The organism is Marinobacter salexigens, assembly GCF_018860765.1.
Classification (GTDB): Bacteria; Pseudomonadota; Gammaproteobacteria; order Pseudomonadales; family Oleiphilaceae; genus Marinobacter; species Marinobacter salexigens_A.
Window position 1 is genome coordinate 172,428 of record NZ_JAHKPV010000019.1, and the last position, 20,230, is coordinate 192,657.

Consider the following 20,230-nt stretch of genomic DNA (forward strand, 5'->3'; position numbering starts at 1 on the left):
CACACCATAAATAAAGCTTGGATTAGCTCGCTAACCAGTTGAACAGACAACAAAAAAGCCCGCTCAGTTGCGGGCTTTTTTGTTAGCGACTGCCAGTTCTATTTTGCAGCGCGTGCTTTGGCGATCATCTGATCCGGCCGCAGCAGGAAGCGCGCAAGGGCCGGAAGCAGCCAAATTGCGCCAATCATATTCCATAGGAACATGAAAAATAGCAGGAAGCCCATATCCGCCTGAAACTTAATGGGTGAGAAGATCCAGGTCACAACACCCAGCCCCAAGGTTACACCGGTAAACATAACAGCTTTACCAGTAGAGCGCAGGGTCTCGAAATAGGCATTTTGAAGCGTCTTACCTTCGAGCAAGTATTTTTCAAGCTTGCTGTAAATATAGATGCCGTAGTCCACGCCAATACCCACGCCAAGCGCTATCACAGGAAGGGTTGCTACCTTTATACCAATACCCGACACAGCCATGATCGCCTCGCAAAGAATCGAGGTTAACCCCAGCGGCACAACAATACACAGCACAGCCCGAATAGAGCGGAATGTGGCAAAGCACAATAAGCTCACCACGCTGTACACCATAATAAGCATCATATCCTTGGCGTTAGCGATAACCTCATTGGTAGCCGCTTCGACACCGGCATTGCCCGCTGCAAGCAAGAAGGTGTGATTGTCGTTACTGTTAGCTTCGGCAAATACCTCCACTCTCTCGACCACAGTCTCCAGCGTTTCCGCTTTGTGATCTTCAAGGAACACAAGCACTGGCGTTAGGCTGCACTGTGTATTGATAAGGCCAGACGGCGCTTCTCGGATGGAGGCATTAATTATGGTCTGGTTGCGGGAAATCTCATACCACTTCCAGCTGCCTTCGTTCAGCGCCTTGGTCACGATCTTGGAAACATCGGCAAGCGACGCGGAGGACTGAACACCAGGTGTGTTTTGCAGCTCCCACTGTAGCGAGTCCATAGCCCGCAACACATTGTACTGGGTGCATTGCTCCGCCGGCGTCTTAACCATCACAACCAGCACATCGGCACTTGTTGAGTAGTTGTCGATAATATAAGCGTTATCCAGATTGTAGCGCGAATCGGCACGTAGCTCAGGGGCACCCTGATCAAGATCACCTACTTTCAGATCCTGCTTGTAGTAAAGACCAAGCCCCAAACCCACCACGGCAATAAGCAGTGAAATCGGTGCAACGCCCGGATGTGCGAAGTACGACATCTGCCGCCACTTGCGATCTTGTTTTTCGCCGTGGTTCTGTACGTGACGAACACCACCCTTTGAAATACCAAGGTAAGACATGATCAGTACATGCAGCACAAGATTGGTGATAATAACGAATGCAACACCCAAACCCGCGGCAATGGCCAGATCACGGATAACGTCAATCTCGATGAAAAACAGCGTGAGGAAACCGAAGGCATCGGAAATCAGCGCTAACATACCCGGGATATAAAGCGCACGGAATGCCAAGCGGGCAGCGGTGATCGCATCAAAGCCTTTAGCAGCCTCTACCGCCATAGCGTTTACAATTTGCACGCCGTGGCTGATACCAATGGCAAAAACGAGGAAAGGTACGAGTACAGAATAAGGGTCCAACCCGTAGCCTAGCAGCCTCAGAGCGCCCAACTGCAGGAATACTGCAACAATGGAGGTAAATACAGGCACCAACGTGCCAGTGATGCAACGGGAGTACCAGAACAGTAGCAACGTAGTCAGCAGGATGGTAATGCCTGCAAACCAGGCTATCGAACCAATCCCTTCAATCAAGTCGCCCACTTTTTTGGCGAAACCGACAATGTGGATTTTAATGTTGGGATTTTGCGCTTCGTACTTATCCCGGATTTTTTCTTCCAGCTCTCGAGAAAAGGTTGCGTAATCCAGCGGCTCACCGGTTTCCGGGTTTTTCTCATACAGGGGCGCGTACACGATTGTAGACTGGAAATTATCGGATACCAGCCGCCCTACTTCGTTTGATCGCAGGATATTCTGGCGCAACTGTTCCAAGCTTGCAGGCGAGCCGTCATAGTCATCAGGAATAACGTTGCCACCCTGAAAGCCTTGCTCTGTTACTTCCACCCATCGAACGTTTGAAGTCCAGAGCGTCTTCAGGCCCGACCGGTCTACACCGTTTAAATAGAACACCTCGTCTGTGATTTGCTTCAGAGTCTCCATGTACTCTGGAGAGAATATGTCACCGGTCTTGGTTTCTACGGCAATACGCACAAAGTTGCCGAGATTTTCCAGATCGTTGCGGTGTTCCAGCATATTGATAACATACGGGTGCTCAAGTGGAATCATTCGCTCAAAACTTGCATCCGGCTGGATTTTTACCGCGTTATAGCCCAAAAACGCCGTTAATATCAGGAAACCGATGAGGATCACCGCCCGATTGTTGAAAATCAGGCGCTCCAAAAACGGCTCGGCCTTCGGCGTTGTCAGGTAGTGTTCACCCCTGTCGTGGTTCGGGTTGGACATTCAAAAGCCCCTCTATTATTTTTTCGGTTGTTGCCACATCAGGGCGTTATTGAAGATTCTTTCCGCGCGCATCGGTAATCTTCACGCCGCTTTCACCTACAACGAGAAGATTGGTTCCGGATACCGGAACAACGCTCATTATGCCCGTCCGGTCACTCCGGAAGTGCTCACGAAACGAATCTGCGCCGTTGCCGCTCATAAGCACAGCGCCACCATTACCAACCAAAGTTATGCGGCCGTCTTCAGCGACAGCGCCACCATTAAGCGTTGCGCCCGCACTGTTCGGCACCATTCGCCAGCTTTTCCCCAAATCGGTAGAAAACAGCATGTTGCCACGCAGGCCAAAAGCTAGAATCTCGTTAACCTGTCCGGTTCCAATGACGCCAAACAGAGAACCCTCGTAGGGGCTTTCTCGGCGCTCCCAGGTTGTACCGTTATCCACCGAAACGTGGATTTGCCCGGCTTCGCCAACGATAACAAGTGCACCACCGGTAACACGAGTGATGCTGTTAAGATGAAAGTTTTGATCGTTCTGAATTTTGGGCGCCCAATCGCTCCAACTATTTCCGCCATCTTGCGTGCGCAGAATCATGCCATAGGCACCAACAACAAACCCGTGCCGATCGTTCTCAAACCAAACACCAAGCAAAGGGTTTACAGGGCCGATATCCAAATCTGATTGCATATTTTCCATAGCGAAAATCAGATCATCCATTGCCCATTCAAGATCACCTTTCTCCGACTCGGGCGCTTCCTCAATGCGCTCTTCCATCGCAGCCACTTGATCTTCCTTGCTTGCAATGGCTAATTCGGATGCATCAATACCCGTTAGCTGGAGGCTCCAATTCTCACCACCGTCCTCGGTATGCAGAACCACGCCGCTGTGGCCAACGGCCCAGCCATGGGTTTCTGTTCCGAAATCCACAGCTGTCAGAGTGACAGACACAGGTACACTGCCCTGCTCCCAGGATGTTCCTCCATCATCGGAATATATGATGTGCCCCCTCTCACCAACCGCCACTATCCTGTCACCCGCTCGAACGGCGTCATTGAGAAGATTGGATGGGGCCAAGTCGGTTTGCCGGGCCGGCGTTTCGATAAGATCCGCAAGCGCATATGCCGCTGGCGCGGACCAAACCATGGAAAGCCCGAGGCAGGCTGCCCCTAGCGTCTTGCACATCAACCTTTTAGCCATTCAGATTGCCTATTATGTTGTTTTAACTGTAAATCTCTGGCGCGCGCCTTAGCGAACACTCCTGCGACGCAGGGAAGCCGGAGAGTAATAGCGCTTGTTCGGAACTTCTTCTGTGAGCACACGGGTATTTGGCTCTTCAGTATCAAGACCCAGCACATGATAACGACGCGCCTGTAAATCATGATAGACATCCAAAACCGTCCACACACCCGGAAGTTCATAATAATTTTTCGCCAAACCCATGGTCACGCGCCACAGTTCCCCACGGCCGTCATACTGGTCTAACAAAAGTGTATTCCAGCTATCCTCATCCACATAAAAACGACGCTTGCCGTATATATGACGAGCACCGTCTTTCAGGGTAGCTTCAACCACGTGCACACGGTGCAATTCCCAACGAGTCAGGTCTGGGTTCAAGTGGGAAATGCCAAGAATTTCAGAATAAGGAGTGCCTTTTTCACCAATACGGTAGTTGTTATAAGGAACGTAAATTTCCTTTACACCCTCATAATTCCAGTTGTAGCGGTCCAGAGCACCGTTGAAAATATCCGAATCGTCCGCTGTGCGAAGGTTATCCGCCGTTGCAATTGGTGAATCATAACCCAAGTTCGGGGCTCTACGAACTCGGCGTTGCCCGGCGTTATAACCCCAGCCATTTCTTGGGTTAATGACTTGATTCAGTGTTTCGTGAATCAGAATGGCGCTTCCCGCAAGGCGCGGTGGCGACTGGGTAAACGAGGTGTAATAGAAAATAACGTTATCCAACTCCTCCTCGCTGCCCTCGGGATTATAGAAGTTGAAAAACGCCTCTTGCTGGGTCGTAACCAAGGAATAATCGCCATTGGCTTGCACCGCAACCTCACTTGAGCGACGAGTGCCAGACACTCCGCGCCAACGGGTAAGATGATTCCAGACAACCTGCCAAGCTTTTTGCTCGTCATTGCCTCTTAGAATCGGGAAGGGGTAGCCGCCATAGGCGCCGTCAAGACCTTCACCCGTTCCAACAACTTCTGCCTTAACGGCATTCTCACGGGTGTTTTTAGCAACCCATTCGGGTACTGCATGGGTACGACGGGACTTGTAAACCGGAACACGAAAACTGGTTGGATAGGTTTCAAGCATTGCCAGAACGCCGTCTGAAAGATGCGCCGCGTACTGGCCTTTGTTCGCTGCAGTGATGGTGAACAGCACTTCGTCGTTCGGAAAGGGATCTATATGGTGCTGACCTGCTTCATTATAGCCAGCGGGAGGCTCCGTTATCCCGCCCGTCCACTCCGGGATAGTACCGGATTCATTGCCCGCTTTGGGGGAGCCAAAAGGTGTGAGGGTCTGGCCGAGGCGTGATGCTTCAGCTGAAGAAACGGCCGCCCATGAAGATGATGACGCTATCGAGAGGGCGAACAAGCCCCCGAGTAACGCACTCTTTTTATAGTTCATATATCGCCCTGAAATCATTTTGGAAGCCTGTGGGAAGGCTTTTTTATTGTTACCTGCTGGAGACGCAGGCTTTCTAACAGGTTAGCCAATCTGTCAAGGTTGTCTATCGACCGAAAGTGCGATTTTGTATCCAGCTGCAATCGGGACGCTCAATTACAGCTGGTTTTTTCACACGCGGCCTTAGGCCTCAAGACTCTTATGCACCACCTCGTACAAATCCGCTGACAGCTCGGGCTTGTCTCGGATCTTTCCCAGCGCCTTGTGCATTAGTGCGCTGTAGGTTGGCGCAAACTTCTTCCAGCGTGTCAGTGGCGCCACCAAACGAGCGGCGATCTGTGGATTACTGTCATCCAACCGGCACACCTGATCTGCAAGGAACCCGTAGCCCGAGCCATCTGGATTGTGGAAGGCGGCCAAGTTCTGGCCTGCAAACACGCCAATAACGGAACGTATCTTATTGGGATTTTTCCAATCAAATGCCGCATGTTTTAGCAGTGTCTGAACCTGTGGCAATTGCCCCGCCCGATCGCTGGAGGCTTGCACGGCAAACCACTGTTCAACAACTTGAGGGTCATCTTGAAACCGCTCGTAGAAATCAGCTAGAGCTTGGCTTCGCTCCGCCGCGTAATCAGAGTTAACCAATGCGCGCAAAGCACCCATACGGTCGGTCATATTGTCAGCATCGCTGTACTGCTTAACAGCCAGATCGCGACCCGCGTCGTCATTAATCAGCAGCAGCCACGACAATGCTGTATTCCTCAAGCTGCGGCGAGCGATAGACTCCGGCGTAACTTCATAGGCTCCGCCGCCCGTATTTGCGTGGTAGCAAGCCACCAACTCATCCCTAAGCGAGGTGGCGAGGTGACTCAATACACGCTCGCGTGCACGGTGAATAGCCGCAACATCTGGGCTATCCGCCAGCTCGATTAGGTAGGCTTCGGAAGGCAACTGGAGCATTTTTGCAACCAGTGCCTGATCGAGTGACAGATCGGCAAGCAAGGCTCTGTATGCCTCTACCAATCGCGGCTCAATCTCTGCCGTCTCAGGGGAGCTAATCAGCGACTGGATCACATCCACAGCAAGACGTTGGCCAGCGTCCCAGCGATTGAAACCATCCGGGTCGTGGCTCATCAAAAACACCAGCTGTTCACGGCTCCAGGGGTAAACCACCCGCACCGGCGCAGAAAAGTGGCGGAGTAGCGAGGGCACAGGCTTTTGGGCCAAGCCATAGAACTCGAAGGTTTGGCTTGCTTCTGTCAGTTCAAGAACCCGCTCGGTCGGCGCGTTTGCAGCATCGCCAGTGCTTTCGAGCCGCAGGGGCAAGGCTTCGCCCTCAATACCCAACAGGCCCAAAGCAAAAGGAATATGCTGAGATTGTTTATTGGTCTGCTCTGGTGTGTCTGGAATCGTCTGCTGAATCGTTAGGCGGTAGACGCCTTGTTCCGAATCATAATTGTCTGACACCGTCAGCAAGGGAGTGCCTGCTTGGTCGTACCACAAGCGGAACTGCGTCAGATCACGGCCAGAGGCGTCCTCCATTGCTTTTACAAAATCGTCAGTGGTGACTGCTTGGCCATCGTGACGCTCGAAATACAGATCACTGCCTTTACGGAACAGCTCCGGCCCTAGCAGGGTATGAATCATGCGTACAACTTCTGCACCTTTTTCATAGATCGTCAGGGTGTAGAAATTGCTAATTTCCATGTAGGAGGCAGGTCGCACCGGGTGCGCCATGGGCCCTGCATCTTCTGCGAACTGGGCGGTGCGAAGTAGGGTTGCATCCTCTATACGCTTAACCGTTGGAGAACCCATATCAGCCGAAAAGGTGGAATCCCGAAATACCGTAAACCCTTCTTTCAGGCTCAGCTGAAACCAATCTCGACAGGTTACCCGGTTGCCAGACCAGTTATGAAAATACTCATGGGCAACGATGGCCTCAATGCGCTGAAATGCTAGGTCCGTGGCAGTCTCCTGGCTGGCCAGAACACATGAGGAGTTAAAAATATTAAGGCCTTTGTTTTCCATGGCCCCCATATTGAAGTCATCTACCGCAACGATCATGAAGATATCGAGATCGTACTCGCGACCGTAAACCTCTTCATCCCAGCGCATGGAGCGTTTGAGGGAGTCCATGGCATGCTCGCATTTAGCAGCGTTACGGGTTTCAACATATATACGCAAATCTATGTCTCGGCCGGAACAGGTAGTGAAGGTATCCTGTTTTTCCACAAGATCGCCCGCTACGAGAGCAAAAAGATAACTCGGTTTGGGAAACGGGTCTTCCCATGTAACGAAGTGGCGACCACTCCCCAGATCGCCACGGTCTATATCATTGCCGTTCGACAGCAACACCGGGCAAGTCGCTTTATCTGCCTCAATACGGGTGCGATATCGGGCCATCACATCCGGCCGATCCGGAAAATATGTAATGCAGCGAAAACCCTCCGCTTCACACTGGGTACAGAACATACCCGAGGATTTGTATAGCCCTTCAAGGCGGGTATTGTTCTGGGGTTCAATCCAAGTCACAACGGTTAATTCGAACTGGGATGGCACCTCAGTAATAACGAGATGCTCACCGGTCTCCTCATAGTCGTCGCCCGCTACCAGCGCCTTGCCGTCCAATGTAACCCGCTCAAGGTTTAAGCTGTCGCCGTCTAGCGTAAACGGTGCGGACACGTCTTTAGATTCCGGGTTTTGGCGCACGCTCAATGTGCTGTGAACCCTTGCGCCATCATCATAGAGCTGAAAGCAGAGATCGACGGTGTCCACCAGATAAGTTGGTACTTTGTATTCGCTCAGGTGTATGGTTTGCGGCTGATTGGTGCGCATTTATTGTCTCCAGATTTCTCAGCCAGAGACCTGCTCAAAGCAGGTACTCAGGCTTTATAAAAGCGGCCGGGAATGGATGGCTTATCAAGCACCCATCACCCGGAAACGGACTTCGTAACCGGTAAATTTGCGAATATTGAACACACCGGTGTCGAGCATTAGATATTGCCCCTTGATACCCTCAAGAACCCCCTCTACTTCCGGCGTCTTATCCAAATTGTGGGTTTTGATTTTTTCTGGCCAGACATGTACCGGGTAACTCAGGTCAAGCCCTTGCTCGTCCACCTCACGGATGGAATCTTGTCCATGCTCTTCCCGCAACGCAGCGATGTCATCCGCAATAAGGGATAGGATTCTCTGGCGCTCCTGCACAAGATCCAACTCCGGCACATCACCTTTAAGCATGGCGCGCCAGTTTGTGCGATCCGCAACGTGCGCTTTACAGGCCACCTCAACAAGACCGGAAAGGTAGCGAGTAGCTACCCTCATCATGGGAATGGCATCCACTGCACCCTGATCAATCCAGCGCGTTGGCACCTGAGAACCGCGGGTAATGCCCACTTTCAGGCCGGACGAGTTAGCCAGATAAACCACATGCTCGATCATACAGTGAGTTTCGCCCCACTCAGGCTCACGACAAGTACCCAAGTGATAATGACACTTTTCCGGGCTCATTATGCAGCTATCACACGCCGCCAGCTTGCGAAAACAGGGGTAACAGAACCCTTGATTGAAGCTCTTTTTCGTTATTCGTTCGCAGTTAACACATCGGATTACGCCTTCGTAATCGAAGCGTATGGGTTTGCCAATGAGATCATTCAGTGGCACCCGAACATCGCCCACAGCCAACGCATAAGACACTGGGTCGGCAGTTTCGGCAGGCATTTTCCTGAGTCGCCCAGTTACGTCTGCATGATTGCTCAAGACTTAACCTCAACAAACTGGTCAGGATCAATAGTGTTACCGCCTGATTGATTACGCTGCACGCTCGGGTCACATGCGGTGCCAGCCTTACTACCTCGATCGAGATAGCCCACCCGCTCCTGCTCCGGGATACCATGCAGGTTCTCGTAGTAAATAACAGCTTCCAGACTTATTTCACGCTGCTGCGGCGTAAGCTTCCGGCCATCGGGCCATTTTCCAAGTTCAATGGACTGGCGCAGGCTCTGGTAAACGTTGGGGTCGAGCCGTTTGATTAATTCTTCGTAGGTCATCCGGTTCTCCTGAACAAACCTTCATAAAAAAGTAGAGGAATCGTTTGACAGATATAAACGATAATGATTATCATTGCTCTACCAAATGACGACGGTCGTATCATTTGGTCTCTCTCATCAGGAGCAATTTGCTTCTTTTATACCCCACCTCTGGTGGGGTTTTTTTATGCCTGCCGCTTAGTACGTGGCGGCAAAATCGCGGCTACAGCCAAGCCCGCGACGAACCCGCCCAAATGCGCTTCATTTGCCATTCGCCCTAGCCCTAGCATTTCGGGCAAAGGGGTGAAGCCAATGACCATCCACACCACAGCAAAGGTTACCAGCGCTGGCGGGAACTGGAACCTCGGCACTGATCGTTGGCTTAGCCAGCAATAGCCAAGAATCCCATAAACAACGCCTGAAAGACCACCAAAAAACGGCCCCGAAACAATGTATTGCAAGCCGTTGGAGAGAAGACTGGTCACTATAAAAAGCAATACCAACCGACCACGACCGTCAAACCATTCGATTTGGCTTCCCAGAAACCATAGCATCACGGAATTGAAAATTATGTGAGTCCAACTGAAGTGCAGGAAGTCAGGGGTAAAAAGCCGCCAGATCTGGCCGCTAGCAAGCGTTGCGGCAAGCGCATCGATGCGAGCAGCAATAGCGCCCCAGTCGTAAACTCTAGGATCAATAATGAGCAGATTAGCCGTGAGCTGATTACTGCCGAGCCCCGTAAACCAGGCCATCAGCAGGCCAAGCACAATGATCCCCAACACCAGAGGGGCGTGCCGCGGGGAGGGCTGCCAACGCCCAGCCACAAACACCGGCGAGTGATTCTGCTCGTCAACCGCCTGTCGAATGCCGGGGTCGGCGAGGAAACGTTCTAGAGCTTCCAAAACGGGTTCGGCATGCTCGGAATGTTCTAGCCACAATACCTGAAAACCGCCCTCTTCACTGATTCTGTGAGGAACTCCTTGGCTTCTCAGCCACTGGCTGAACCCGCCAAGATCTACACTGATATCCAACTGCTTTACTCGGTACACAATCTACCTTGCCTCGCGGGATGTTCAGATCAATGAACCACGCTACTATTGCTTAGCATTTAGCGTGCGACACTGTCCTCACTGGTGGGATAATCCGGGGAGTCTTGATGATCCCGAGAAACGTTCACCCATACGAACTTGTCGCGGGAAAGCTCTCGCTCGCCATCCATTCGGTAGGCCACCAGTCGGCCGTATTTTACTGCGCTGAAATCAATACATGCGACGTTAGATTTTAACGGAGCAGGCTCGCTGTCCATCCAGTAATGCCCCACAAACACCGGTGGTGCATCAAGCGGATAACTGATTAACTGCTTGCGTTCGTCATCGGTGAGGACGCGGTTTGCCACCTCAGGCGGCAACGGATCAGGCTGAAACACAACATCCGCATAGGTACGAGGATTATCGGCCCAGAACTTGGTGCGGAAGAACTCTCGAACGTAGCCGTCTCGCCCCGTTATTTTCATACCCGGAGGAAGGCGCAAATCCGTTCCACGCAACAAGGTATCCATAACCTGACCGGCAAACGAATCAATTGCTGCCGACGCGTGAAGAAAGTCCTCATCAATGTAGGCACCGCCTTGTGCTTGCTTGAACTTCTGAATGAGCTCGTCATCCCAGCAGGCGTGCACCGCACGGAAATCGTCCTCCTCGATGAATAAAGGGATAGTGTAAAACCACTCGAGGAAGTCGTTCCATTCATGGGGGTAGGCGTCGAACTGATCCAGTGTTTCCCGAATCAATCGGTCGTGCCTCGGGTTGTGCTCACGCAGCCAGGTTTTATCGCTGCCCGCCCGTGCTCGGGTGCAGTAACCCAGAGCATTATATTCGTGGTTTCCCATGACGATACGCGCGGAACCACGTTCGACCATATCCCTAACCATATGAAGGGCCTCACGAATTCTCGGGCCGCGATCAATAATATCGCCGATGAACACAGCCTGGCGCTGACGATGCTGATAAACGCCGTTTACCTTACTGTACCCCATCTGCTCCAGCAGCATCGCAAGGGTATGTGCACAACCGTGGATATCGCCAATGACGTCGTAACCACGACTTGCAGTATGATTATTTCCAGCCATGCTCAACTCGCTGCTATCTCATTTGCCCAACCAAGCTTATCGCGGCAGGTGGCATAGAAATTGTGGTCTGTAGGATGAATTAACCGAATCTTGAAAGGCTTTTTGGCGATGCGGATAATGTCGCCCGGTGCGCAGGCAATATTCATCTGGCCATCAAAGCTAATTTGCGGGTAGGTTTCGTTGGTTTCGCCGATAACCAGTTTTATCTCGCTCTTTCCATCCACCACAATTGGGCGGCTACTGAGGGTATGCGGGAACATAGGAACTAAAACAATGGCATCCAGTTTGGGGTGCATAATGGGGCCACCCGCAGATAGCGAGTATGCAGTAGAGCCGGTGGGGGTTGAGACAATCAGGCCATCCGAGCGTTGGCTGTATACGAAATGACCATCAACATAGAGATCAAACCCAATCATGCGGGTAGATTTACCCGGGTGCAGCACCACGTCGTTCAGAGCAGTACCAAAACCCAAGGGTTGTCCGTTGCGCTCTACATTGCCGTCCAGCAAAAACCGAGTTTCTTCAATGTATTCGCCTTCAAGTACTTTACCAAGGCGCTCTTCCAGATCAACGGGTGAAATATCGGTTAGAAAACCCAGCCGTCCCCGGTTTACACCGAGCAATGGAATTTTGGACTTGGCCAGTTCCCGAGCCGCGCCCAATAAACTTCCATCACCTCCCACCACAATAACCAGGTCGCATATTTCCCCAAGGAGCTTTTTACTGGCAACCTGCAAGCCATGGCCGGGCAGCATGCTGGCAGTGTCTTCCTCAAGGATAACGTGGTAATGGTTGGCGATCAGGTATTGTTTTAATTGGCGTAGAGACTCGACAACCTTCACGCTGCCCATGCGGCCAATAACGCCGATATTTCTGAAATGATCCATGAAGCTTCCTGTAATGTCGGAATACGGTTTAAACGGCCAAGCCCGCTCTCGCCCATATCTATCTGAGCTACAGTCTACCCAAAGTCACCCGGATACTGAAAAAAGTTCTGGCGAACGCACTCGGTGCGGGCACTATTTTGAAGGCTGATGGTTCTCACAACGATTGTCGATTCCCGGCCGAAAATCCCCGGGCTGACTGACCCGCAACAGTGGCTCGCCGCAGGGTTCTTCGTTCTCCATACAATGCTGGCAAACCGGATTCTCATAATGCGCAAGCCACTGTAGATACGCGGGTTCGTTCATGCCACAGCGCTCAGCAGCGTAGGCTGTCGGGTTGCCAAAATAGGTTTCAATATCTTCGTAGGGCAGAGTCAAATGCCCCACACCCGGACGGTAGGCAACTAAAAATACGGACTCCGCTTTTAGGTGGCCCATCACCGTATTTTCTGCCGGTTCCCGGCTTCGAAGCTCATGCACTTCCTGCTCCAGAGCAACAAGCTTTTCATCTCTGTATTCCAGCTCACGCTGCTTGCGCTCTAGCTGTTCGCGGAGCAGGACCAATTCGGCAATGGCCTTGGCATCTTCCCGGTCTTTCCCCGCGTCATTGGGCTCAACTTGCTCCTGCATGCTCAGGTATTGCTGGTTACGCTCAGCCAAACGTTGCTTTAATTGTTCGTTGCTGTGACGTTGCCGCTCGTACTTCTGCTCCAGATCATCAACTTGAGTTCGCAGTGCTTTAAGTTCAAGCCGGTGCTCTCGCTGAACATCGGAAAGCACATCCCGATGCACGCTTTGTAGAGTTTTAATGCGCAAGCGCTGTTCGCGAATTAATTGAGCCAAGCGGGCCCGGTCAGCGCCAATGCGTGATTCGTCATCCGGGGCGGGCTCGTTCTCTCCGGCTCGTAGCACCGGGATATTTTCTTCTTCGGGAGGCACATGGCGGAATTTCAGCGCATTGGCACTGACAGTTTTGCGGATAAGTTGAAAGTGGTTGTTCCCCGGCGTCATGTCCGGGTCCCACAATTCAGAGGCGTAACTGGGCTTTGGGCACAGGCTGCGACATACTAGGCGTATTGCGCCGCCCCCCATATCCGGCCCCTTTGCACCCATGCGAGCGAGCTCTTCGATGGGCACGCTCCAGTTGCTGTCTGCCCTGCCTTCCTCATCAAACCAGATACGGAAAAACACCAGAGCGCGCACGAGAAGATCGCTACTTAGGTCCACCAGAACGGCTTTCACATCGGTTTCAGCAAGGTCCGACAGTCCAACATAGCCATCAAGGAAAGCACCAAACTCACTGGCACGCATCTGCCGGGCCACTTGGTTACCTTCGATAAAGAATACGGCCGAATAATCATCGGTTGCCTGACCGGCAGATACCATTACAGACTCCCCAAAATCAAAAGACTCTCTGGCAGACTAAGAGTTTATAGTCTAGTCAGAGAGTCTCTGATGCATAGGAAAAAACTGCAATGTTTTGTGATTAGATCTCGGCGGCCAACCGGCTACCCTGATCAATCGCCCGCTTAGCGTCCAGCTCTGCGGCCACATCGGAACCACCAATCAGGTGCACAGGTAGCCCTGCCGCTTCAAGCCCGCCCTGCAGTTCACGCAATGGCTCCTGACCGGCGCACAGAATAATGGTGTCTACCGGCAGAATTCTATCTTCACCCTGCTCAGCACCCTTGGGGGTGACGGTAATGTGTAGGCCTTCGTCGTCAATCTTGCGATAGGTCACACCGGGCACCATCTGAACCTGACGGTTTTTAAGTGATGTTCTGTGGATCCATCCCGTGGTTTTGCCAAGGTTCTTACCTACTTTCGATGTCTTGCGCTGCAGTAAGAAAACGTCGCGAGCTGGCTCAGGGACATCTGCCTTCATGCCTTTAATACCGCCGCGGTGCTCTACCGTTAGGTCAACGCCCCATTCCCGCATAAAGTGATTCGGATCCAAAGCGGCAGAGGTTCCCTTGTGTACGATAAATTCCGACACATCAAACCCAATACCGCCAGCACCAACAACGGCAACCTTCTGGCCTACCGGTTTACGCTCAAGCAGAGCATCCAGATAACCGATCACTTTTGGGTGATCAATACCTTCGATATCCGGCGTACGTGGCTCCACACCTGTTGCCAGTACAACCTCATCAAAACCACCCGCCTTCAAATCATCCACGTTTACACGGGTTTCGAGGCGCACATCTACGCCGTGCTTATCCAGCATCACGCGGAAGTAGCGTAGGGTTTCATAGAACTCTTCTTTACCCGGAATCAGCTTGGCCACGTTGAATTGACCGCCAATTTCTTTACCCGCATCAAACAGCGTCACCTTGTGGCCACGCTCTGCCGCCACTGATGCAAACGCCATCCCTGCTGGCCCTGCTCCCACAACCGCAAGCGATTTGGGCGCAGCGGTTTTCACATACGTGAGTTCCGTTTCATGACAAGCGCGGGGATTAACGAGGCATGACGTCAGCTTACCGCTGAAAGTATGGTCCAGACAGGCCTGATTACAGCCAATGCAGGTGTTGATTTCTTCTGCACGGTCTTCAGCAGCTTTCAATACTAGGTCGGCATCCGCAAGGAATGGTCGAGCCATAGACACCATATCTGCGTCGCCTTCAGCCAGAATCTTCTCGGCAACATCCGGCATGTTGATACGGTTGGTGGTAACCAATGGAATACTTACTTCGCCTTTAAGACGCGCGGTTACCTTAGTGAAAGCGCCGCGGGGAACAGACGTGGCGATAGTCGGCACCCGTGCCTCGTGCCAGCCAATGCCGGTATTAATAATAGTTGCGCCGGCCTTTTCGATTTCTTTAGCCAACTGCACCACTTCTTCCCAGGTGCTGCCATCTTCAATGAGATCCAGCATAGAAAGACGATAAATCAGAATAAAGTTTTCGCCGACTCGCTCGCGAACGCGACGCACAATTTCGATTGGCAGACGGATACGGTTTTCATAGCTACCACCCCATCGGTCTGTGCGATGGTTGGTGTGAGACACAATAAACTGGTTTATGAAGTAGCCTTCGGAGCCCATAATCTCGACACCGTCATAACCTGCCTTCTGTGCCAATTGCGCACACACTGCATAGTCTTCAATCTGTTTTTCAATACCGGCTTCATCCAGCTCTTTGGGCTTGAACGGGTTGATGGGAGCCTGAATAGCTGAAGGTGCAACTAGCGCTGGGGAGTAGGCATAACGGCCTGCGTGAAGGATCTGCATGCAGATTTGGCCGTCTGCTTCATGCACGGCGCTAGTGATAACTTTGTGCTTCTCCACTTCTTCATCATTGGTCATCTTGGCCGCGCCCTGAAAAACGCCACCTTCTGGGTTAGGCCCGATACCACCTGTAACGATTAAACCAACGCCTCCGCGAGCACGCTCTGCATAGAACTCAGCCAAACGTTGAAAGCCGTTTTTAGCCTCTTCTAGCCCAGTATGCATGGAACCCATTAGTGTGCGGTTTCGCAGTTTGGTGAATCCTAGGTCAAGCGGCTCAAGTAAGTTCGGATATTTGGCAAGGCCAGATGTCGTGCTCGTGGTCATAACGGATCTCCTCATAATGATCATTGGCAGGGTCTTCATCGCCCCACTCCTTTTTAGTGACACCTAAATTACCGCTGCAGCTTGCCTTCAACAATATCCCTGAATAACATTCTACTATCCTCAGATGACACCCCATGGCAAATCGACATGAATCCAACCGCTCTTCCGCCCTTCGCAGATCGCAACCCACTCGGCGACATCAGTATTCTCCATGTTTCGGTACTGCTCCGGGCTGCTGAAGCGGAGGGGGTAAATGTGCAGGAACTTGCGCGCCGCTTTCATCTCAACGAACAAACCCTTACGTCCCCCGAAGCTCGAATCAGTATTCCACGCTTTATGAGGCTTGGGCACGCAGCGATTCAAACTTGCGGCAACACCGCGCTGGGGTTGCGGATGGGCGCCTTGACCAGACCTGTAGATATGGGCCTACCAGGCCTTGCAGGTGAATGCACCAATACTGTCGGCAAAGCTATACAAACACTGATTCACTATTCCCTGCTCACCAGCCGGAATAGCCGTGGAACACCCACAGCAGAGCCCGAAAAACGGCTCATTCAGTTCTACTCCATTCAACCCTACAACGCATTTAACTATTTCGTTGTAGACTCGGTGCTAAGTGCCTGGACTCAGTTTCTGCGCACAATAAGTGGGCACTGGGATGTATTAGAGAGAGTGACTATAGAGTATCCATCCACTGGCATGGATGAGCTTTTTGAAGCATGGTTTCGCTGCCCGGTTCAGTTTGGAGCAGCCGCAAACGGCATAACGGTAAGGCAAGACATATGGAGGCAAGACACTCTGCAGGCGCAATCAGCAATGTATGACAAGCTAACACTGCTCTGCGATATGGAAATGCGGGAGATTCAGAGGGGATGGACGACAGGCGATAGAGTAAAGAGCCTGCTAACGCCCCTTTTCCGGGGGGAAACACCAAGTCTTGAGACCATTGCCTCGAAGTTGGGTGTTACGCCATGGACATTACAGCGGCAGCTCGGCTCTGAAAATACAGGGTTCAGAGAGTTGATGGACGAAACCAGAAAGCAATTGGCGCGAGACTATATTCGGGAAACGGAAACATCACTATCAGAAATCGCCTGGTTGCTGGGCTTTTCCAACCCGGCGGCATTGCACAAAGCCTACCGCCGTTGGTTTGGAATAAGCCCGGGAGAACACCGGAAACAGTTCCGGGCCACCCAGTGACAACTACAGGCCATTCAACCCCGAACACCTGAGGGCGCCCAGAATAGAAATTACTTGCTCAGATGCTCAGCGTGGAAGCGCAGGTGCTCCTCAATGAAGCTAGCTATAAAATAATAGCTATGGTCATAGCCTTCGTGACGATTCAGAGTCAGCGGATAGCCACTCTGCTTCGCGGCCGCCTCCAACGCTTCGGGCTTCAGCTGCTCAACCAAGAAGTTATCAGCCTCACCTTGATCTACCAGCGTAGGCACAAACTGCGTAGCCGTTTTCATCAACAGGCTGGCGTCGTAGTCAGCCCAGCGGTCGGTATCATCACCCAGATAGGCGGTGAATGCCTTCTTGCCCCAAGGGCAATCTACTGGATTACTAATTGGGCTAAACGCCGATACGGACTGGTAACGCTCGGGATTGCGCAGCGCCAACACCAGCGCACCGTGACCACCCATGGAGTGACCAAATATTGATCGTTTGTCGCTCACCGGGAAAACGGACTCAATGAGATTCGGCAGTTCATTCAGCACATAATCATACATGCTGTAGTGCCGGTTCCAGGGCGCCTGAGTAGCATTTACATAGAACCCTGCTCCTTTACCCAAATCGTAGGCTTCATCATCTGCCACATCATCACCGCGGGGGCTGGTGTCCGGCGCAACAATAGCCACGCCCAGCTCCGCAGCCATTTGATGGGCAGCGGCTTTCTGCATGAAGTTTTCATCTGTACAGGTCAGGCCCGACAACCAGTACAAGGCCGGAATCTTGTTACCGTTGGCAGCCTGAGGTGGCAGATAGATAGCGAACCGCATATCGCAGTTCAGCGTGTCTGAACGGTGGCTGTACTGCTTGTGCCAGCCACCAAAACTTTTGTTTCGACTAAGGTTTTCAATATTCATCGCAATCTCCCTGATCAATGGTCGCCCTTGCCTTGCACAGGCGACCCTCCTCGTTATGTGTTGAAGTGAATAACGGTACGAATGCTCTTGCCTTCATGCATCAAATCGAAGGCTTCATTGATCTTTTCCAGACCCATGGTGTGAGTAATAAAATCGTTAAGCTTGAACTCACCTTTCATGTACTGTTCGACAATACCCGGCAACTCTGAACGCCCTTTCACACCACCAAATGCAGACCCTCTCCAAACTCGGCCGGTGACCAGCTGGAATGGGCGGGTAGATATTTCCTGGCCAGCACCGGCAACACCAATAATCACCGACTCCCCCCAGCCTTTGTGACAGCATTCCAAGGCCGAACGCATCACATCTACGTTGCCAATACACTCGAAGGAATAGTCGACACCGCCATCAGTCAGCTCAACAATTACGTCCTGTATCGGTTTGTCGTAATCCTTCGGGTTAATGCAGTCGGTCGCGCCAAGCTGACGGGCCAGCTCAAACTTGCTCTCGTTAATATCGATGGCAATGATGCGGCTGGCTTTCGCCATGGTGGCGCCGATAACAGCTGAGAGGCCGATACCGCCCATGCCGAAGATGGCCACTGTGGCACCTTCTTCTACCTTGGCGGTGTTCATTACTGCGCCCATACCGGTGGTCACGCCACAACCGAGCAAACAGACCTCTTCAAGCGGTGCGTCTTTGTTGACCTTCGCCAGCGCAATCTCGGGCAGTACGGTGTATTCAGAAAAAGTAGAGCAACCCATGTAGTGGTAGATCGGCTCGCCGTTCAGGGAAAAACGGGTGGTGCCATCTGGCATCAAGCCCTTGCCCTGAGTTTCACGAATCTTCTGGCACAGGTTGGTTTTGCCAGAAGTACAGAATTTGCACTCACCACATTCGGGGGTATAAAGCGGGATTACGTGGTCGCCCACCTGAACACTGGTTACCCCTTCGCCGATAGACTCAACAACACCGCCACCTTCGTGACCCAGAATGGCTGGAAAGATACCTTCTGGATCTTCACCAGACAGGGTGAACGCATCGGTATGGCAAACACCACTGGCAATAACGCGGATTCGCACTTCACCCGGCTGCGGCGGCATAACATCCACCTCCTCGATAGAGAGTGGCTGTTCCGGGCCCCATGCGATGGCGGCTTTGGATTTAATTGTTCTGGTCATATAGCGCTCCAGTCGTTGTAATACTCAGGCAGAAGGCTCCGCCATGTTGATAGAAGCATTATATTATTTCTGTATAGATAGATAATCCCAACAATCAGCAATTCACTTTTACCAATATGCAACAATGATAGACTGCATGCCAGCCTTACGCATGTCGTTACCTACCATTCACACCACAACTAGAAGGAGACAATTTTGATATGGGAAGGAGTTAGTGAATTCGTAGCGGTGGCTGAGGCACAAAGCTTTACTGCAGCAGCAAAGAGGCTGGGCATTTCTACGGCTCAAGTCAGCCGTCAAGTTAGCGCATTGGAAGCCCGGCTATCTACAAAATTGCTCTACCGAACCACTCGCAAGGTGTCGGTGACTGAAACCGGCCAAGTCTATTATCAACAGTGCCGCAGAGTACTTGATGGGCTTGAAGAGGCAGAACGTTCCGTCACCAACCTTCAACTTGTTCCCAAAGGCCAACTACGACTGACAGCGCCCGTAACATTTGGGGAAAAAGTCATCGCTCCTCTAGTTAACGACTTTGCACTACGCTATCCAGCTCTTGAGGTGGACATGAACCTCACCAACCAAACGCTAGATCTGGTTGCAAAAGGTTATGATTTAGCAGTGCGAATGGGCAAACTTGAGGCTTCAAGTATGATGGCCAAGCGGCTCTCATCGAGAACCCTGTACGTATGCGCCTCACCCGACTATTTGTCGAGCTATGGGGTTCCTCACTCACTGTCTGAACTGGAACAACATAACTGTTTGCAGGGCAACTTGGACTATTGGCGCTTTCAGGAGGACGGCAAGCCGCGCAATATCCGGATCACGGGCAACATAAGGTGCAATAGTGGCTGGAGCTTGCTTGATGCGGCTCTGAAAGGCATCGGCATTGTTCAACTGCCAGATTATTATGTGCAGCCTTCTCTGGATTCAGGCCGATTGATTCCCCTTCTGGCGCATTGGCAAGAGGCAGACGACGGCATCTGGGCCATCTATCCCCATAATCGCTACTTATCGCCGAAGGTGCGCATGTTACTGGACTACCTCAGCGATTGCCTTCAACCGAACGCTAGACACCAAATGCAAGAAACAGGCAGGAACGATTAATCAGATCTTAGAACGAAAAAAGCCGTTAGCTAGAAACTAGCTAACGGCTTTTTGAAATAGTGGCGGAGCGGACGGGACTCGAACCCGCGACCCCCGGCGTGACAGGCCGGTATTCTAACCAACTGAACTACCGCTCCACAGTTATAA

At 52.0% G+C, this 20,230-nt stretch carries 15 protein-coding genes and 1 tRNA gene; 2 read left to right on the forward strand and 14 right to left on the reverse strand.

What is annotated here, in order from left to right; all coding sequences use genetic code 11:
- Positions 1 to 98: 98 nt before the first annotated feature.
- From KO508_RS11515 to KO508_RS11565, 11 genes are all read right to left on the reverse strand, one after another.
- Positions 99 to 2,483 carry an efflux RND transporter permease subunit gene (locus tag KO508_RS11515; RefSeq protein ID WP_216008456.1) on the reverse strand — a complete coding sequence of 795 codons (2,385 nt, stop codon included), beginning with the start codon at positions 2,481 to 2,483 and terminating at the stop codon, positions 99 to 101.
- 46 nt (positions 2,484 to 2,529) lie between these two features.
- Positions 2,530 to 3,678 (reverse strand): WD40/YVTN/BNR-like repeat-containing protein, encoded by a 1,149-nt coding sequence (locus KO508_RS11520; protein ID WP_252738076.1) that lies wholly within the window; start codon positions 3,676 to 3,678, stop codon positions 2,530 to 2,532.
- A 48-nt stretch (positions 3,679 to 3,726) separates the two neighbouring features.
- On the reverse strand, positions 3,727 to 5,115 hold the full coding sequence (locus KO508_RS11525; RefSeq protein ID WP_216008457.1) for a DUF1329 domain-containing protein: 1,389 nt from the start codon (positions 5,113 to 5,115) through the stop codon (positions 3,727 to 3,729).
- A gap of 180 nt (positions 5,116 to 5,295) precedes the next feature.
- Positions 5,296 to 7,947 carry an aminopeptidase N gene (pepN, locus tag KO508_RS11530; RefSeq protein ID WP_216008458.1) on the reverse strand — a complete coding sequence of 884 codons (2,652 nt, stop codon included), beginning with the start codon at positions 7,945 to 7,947 and terminating at the stop codon, positions 5,296 to 5,298.
- An 84-nt stretch (positions 7,948 to 8,031) separates the two neighbouring features.
- Positions 8,032 to 8,832, reverse strand: a complete 801-nt coding sequence (locus tag KO508_RS11535) for a DUF2797 domain-containing protein (protein WP_436836619.1) — start codon at positions 8,830 to 8,832, stop codon at positions 8,032 to 8,034.
- Positions 8,833 to 8,867: 35 nt separating this feature from the next.
- Positions 8,868 to 9,161, reverse strand: coding sequence for a YeaC family protein (locus KO508_RS11540; RefSeq protein ID WP_216008460.1), 294 nt, complete (start codon positions 9,159 to 9,161; stop codon positions 8,868 to 8,870).
- 164 nt (positions 9,162 to 9,325) lie between these two features.
- Positions 9,326 to 10,189 carry a rhomboid family intramembrane serine protease gene (locus KO508_RS11545; protein WP_216008461.1) on the reverse strand — a complete coding sequence of 288 codons (864 nt, stop codon included), beginning with the start codon at positions 10,187 to 10,189 and terminating at the stop codon, positions 9,326 to 9,328.
- A gap of 59 nt (positions 10,190 to 10,248) precedes the next feature.
- Entirely contained in the window at positions 10,249 to 11,268 is a 1,020-nt protein-coding gene (locus KO508_RS11550; protein ID WP_216008462.1) for a metallophosphoesterase, read from the reverse strand.
- A gap of 2 nt (positions 11,269 to 11,270) precedes the next feature.
- On the reverse strand, positions 11,271 to 12,155 hold the full coding sequence (locus KO508_RS11555) for an NAD(+) kinase (RefSeq protein WP_216008463.1): 885 nt from the start codon (positions 12,153 to 12,155) through the stop codon (positions 11,271 to 11,273).
- Between the two features lie 132 nt (positions 12,156 to 12,287).
- Positions 12,288 to 13,538 (reverse strand): DNA repair protein, encoded by a 1,251-nt coding sequence (locus KO508_RS11560; RefSeq protein ID WP_216008464.1) that lies wholly within the window; start codon positions 13,536 to 13,538, stop codon positions 12,288 to 12,290.
- A 100-nt stretch (positions 13,539 to 13,638) separates the two neighbouring features.
- The gene (locus KO508_RS11565) at positions 13,639 to 15,708 is read right to left on the reverse strand and encodes an FAD-dependent oxidoreductase (RefSeq protein ID WP_216008465.1); all 2,070 of its coding nucleotides are present in this window, start codon (positions 15,706 to 15,708) and stop codon (positions 13,639 to 13,641) included.
- Between the two features lie 147 nt (positions 15,709 to 15,855).
- On the opposite strand from KO508_RS11565, the gene KO508_RS11570 reads away from it, so the two are divergent.
- The gene (locus KO508_RS11570) at positions 15,856 to 16,908 is read left to right on the forward strand and encodes an AraC family transcriptional regulator (RefSeq protein WP_216008466.1); all 1,053 of its coding nucleotides are present in this window, start codon (positions 15,856 to 15,858) and stop codon (positions 16,906 to 16,908) included.
- Between the two features lie 50 nt (positions 16,909 to 16,958).
- Here the strand turns inward: KO508_RS11570 and fghA are convergent, their stop codons facing one another.
- Both fghA and KO508_RS11580 read right to left on the reverse strand, forming a co-directional pair.
- Positions 16,959 to 17,798 (reverse strand): S-formylglutathione hydrolase, encoded by an 840-nt coding sequence (gene fghA, locus KO508_RS11575; protein ID WP_216008467.1) that lies wholly within the window; start codon positions 17,796 to 17,798, stop codon positions 16,959 to 16,961.
- 53 nt (positions 17,799 to 17,851) lie between these two features.
- Positions 17,852 to 18,979, reverse strand: a complete 1,128-nt coding sequence (locus tag KO508_RS11580; protein WP_252738077.1) for an S-(hydroxymethyl)glutathione dehydrogenase/class III alcohol dehydrogenase — start codon at positions 18,977 to 18,979, stop codon at positions 17,852 to 17,854.
- Between the two features lie 192 nt (positions 18,980 to 19,171).
- Between KO508_RS11580 and KO508_RS11585 the strand changes: the two genes are divergently transcribed.
- A complete protein-coding gene (locus KO508_RS11585; protein WP_216008849.1) occupies positions 19,172 to 20,083 on the forward strand; it encodes a LysR substrate-binding domain-containing protein in 912 nt (303 codons plus the stop codon).
- A 60-nt stretch (positions 20,084 to 20,143) separates the two neighbouring features.
- On the opposite strand, the gene KO508_RS11590 is transcribed toward KO508_RS11585, so the two are convergent.
- Positions 20,144 to 20,220, reverse strand: a tRNA-Asp gene (locus KO508_RS11590).
- Between the last annotated feature and the right edge of the window lie 10 nt (positions 20,221 to 20,230).

What these genes read in the sequence shown, in the direction of transcription:
- KO508_RS11555 (WP_216008463.1), bottom strand. Translation starts at nt 12,155, where the DNA reads ATGGATCATTTCAGAAATATCGGCGTTATTGGCCGCATGGGCAGCGTG.
- KO508_RS11550 (WP_216008462.1), bottom strand. Translation starts at nt 11,268, where the DNA reads ATGGCTGGAAATAATCATACTGCAAGTCGTGGTTACGACGTCATTGGC.
- KO508_RS11560 (WP_216008464.1), bottom strand. Translation starts at nt 13,538, where the DNA reads ATGGTATCTGCCGGTCAGGCAACCGATGATTATTCGGCCGTATTCTTT.
- pepN (WP_216008458.1), bottom strand. Translation starts at nt 7,947, where the DNA reads ATGCGCACCAATCAGCCGCAAACCATACACCTGAGCGAATACAAAGTA.
- KO508_RS11515 (WP_216008456.1), bottom strand. Translation starts at nt 2,483, where the DNA reads ATGTCCAACCCGAACCACGACAGGGGTGAACACTACCTGACAACGCCG.
- KO508_RS11565 (WP_216008465.1), bottom strand. Translation starts at nt 15,708, where the DNA reads ATGACCACGAGCACGACATCTGGCCTTGCCAAATATCCGAACTTACTT.
- fghA (WP_216008467.1), bottom strand. Translation starts at nt 17,798, where the DNA reads ATGAATATTGAAAACCTTAGTCGAAACAAAAGTTTTGGTGGCTGGCAC.
- KO508_RS11520 (WP_252738076.1), bottom strand. Translation starts at nt 3,678, where the DNA reads ATGGCTAAAAGGTTGATGTGCAAGACGCTAGGGGCAGCCTGCCTCGGG.
- KO508_RS11525 (WP_216008457.1), bottom strand. Translation starts at nt 5,115, where the DNA reads ATGAACTATAAAAAGAGTGCGTTACTCGGGGGCTTGTTCGCCCTCTCG.
- KO508_RS11540 (WP_216008460.1), bottom strand. Translation starts at nt 9,161, where the DNA reads ATGACCTACGAAGAATTAATCAAACGGCTCGACCCCAACGTTTACCAG.
- KO508_RS11580 (WP_252738077.1), bottom strand. Translation starts at nt 18,979, where the DNA reads ATGACCAGAACAATTAAATCCAAAGCCGCCATCGCATGGGGCCCGGAA.
- KO508_RS11570 (WP_216008466.1), top strand. Translation starts at nt 15,856, where the DNA reads ATGAATCCAACCGCTCTTCCGCCCTTCGCAGATCGCAACCCACTCGGC.
- KO508_RS11535 (WP_436836619.1), bottom strand. Translation starts at nt 8,832, where the DNA reads ATGCCTGCCGAAACTGCCGACCCAGTGTCTTATGCGTTGGCTGTGGGC.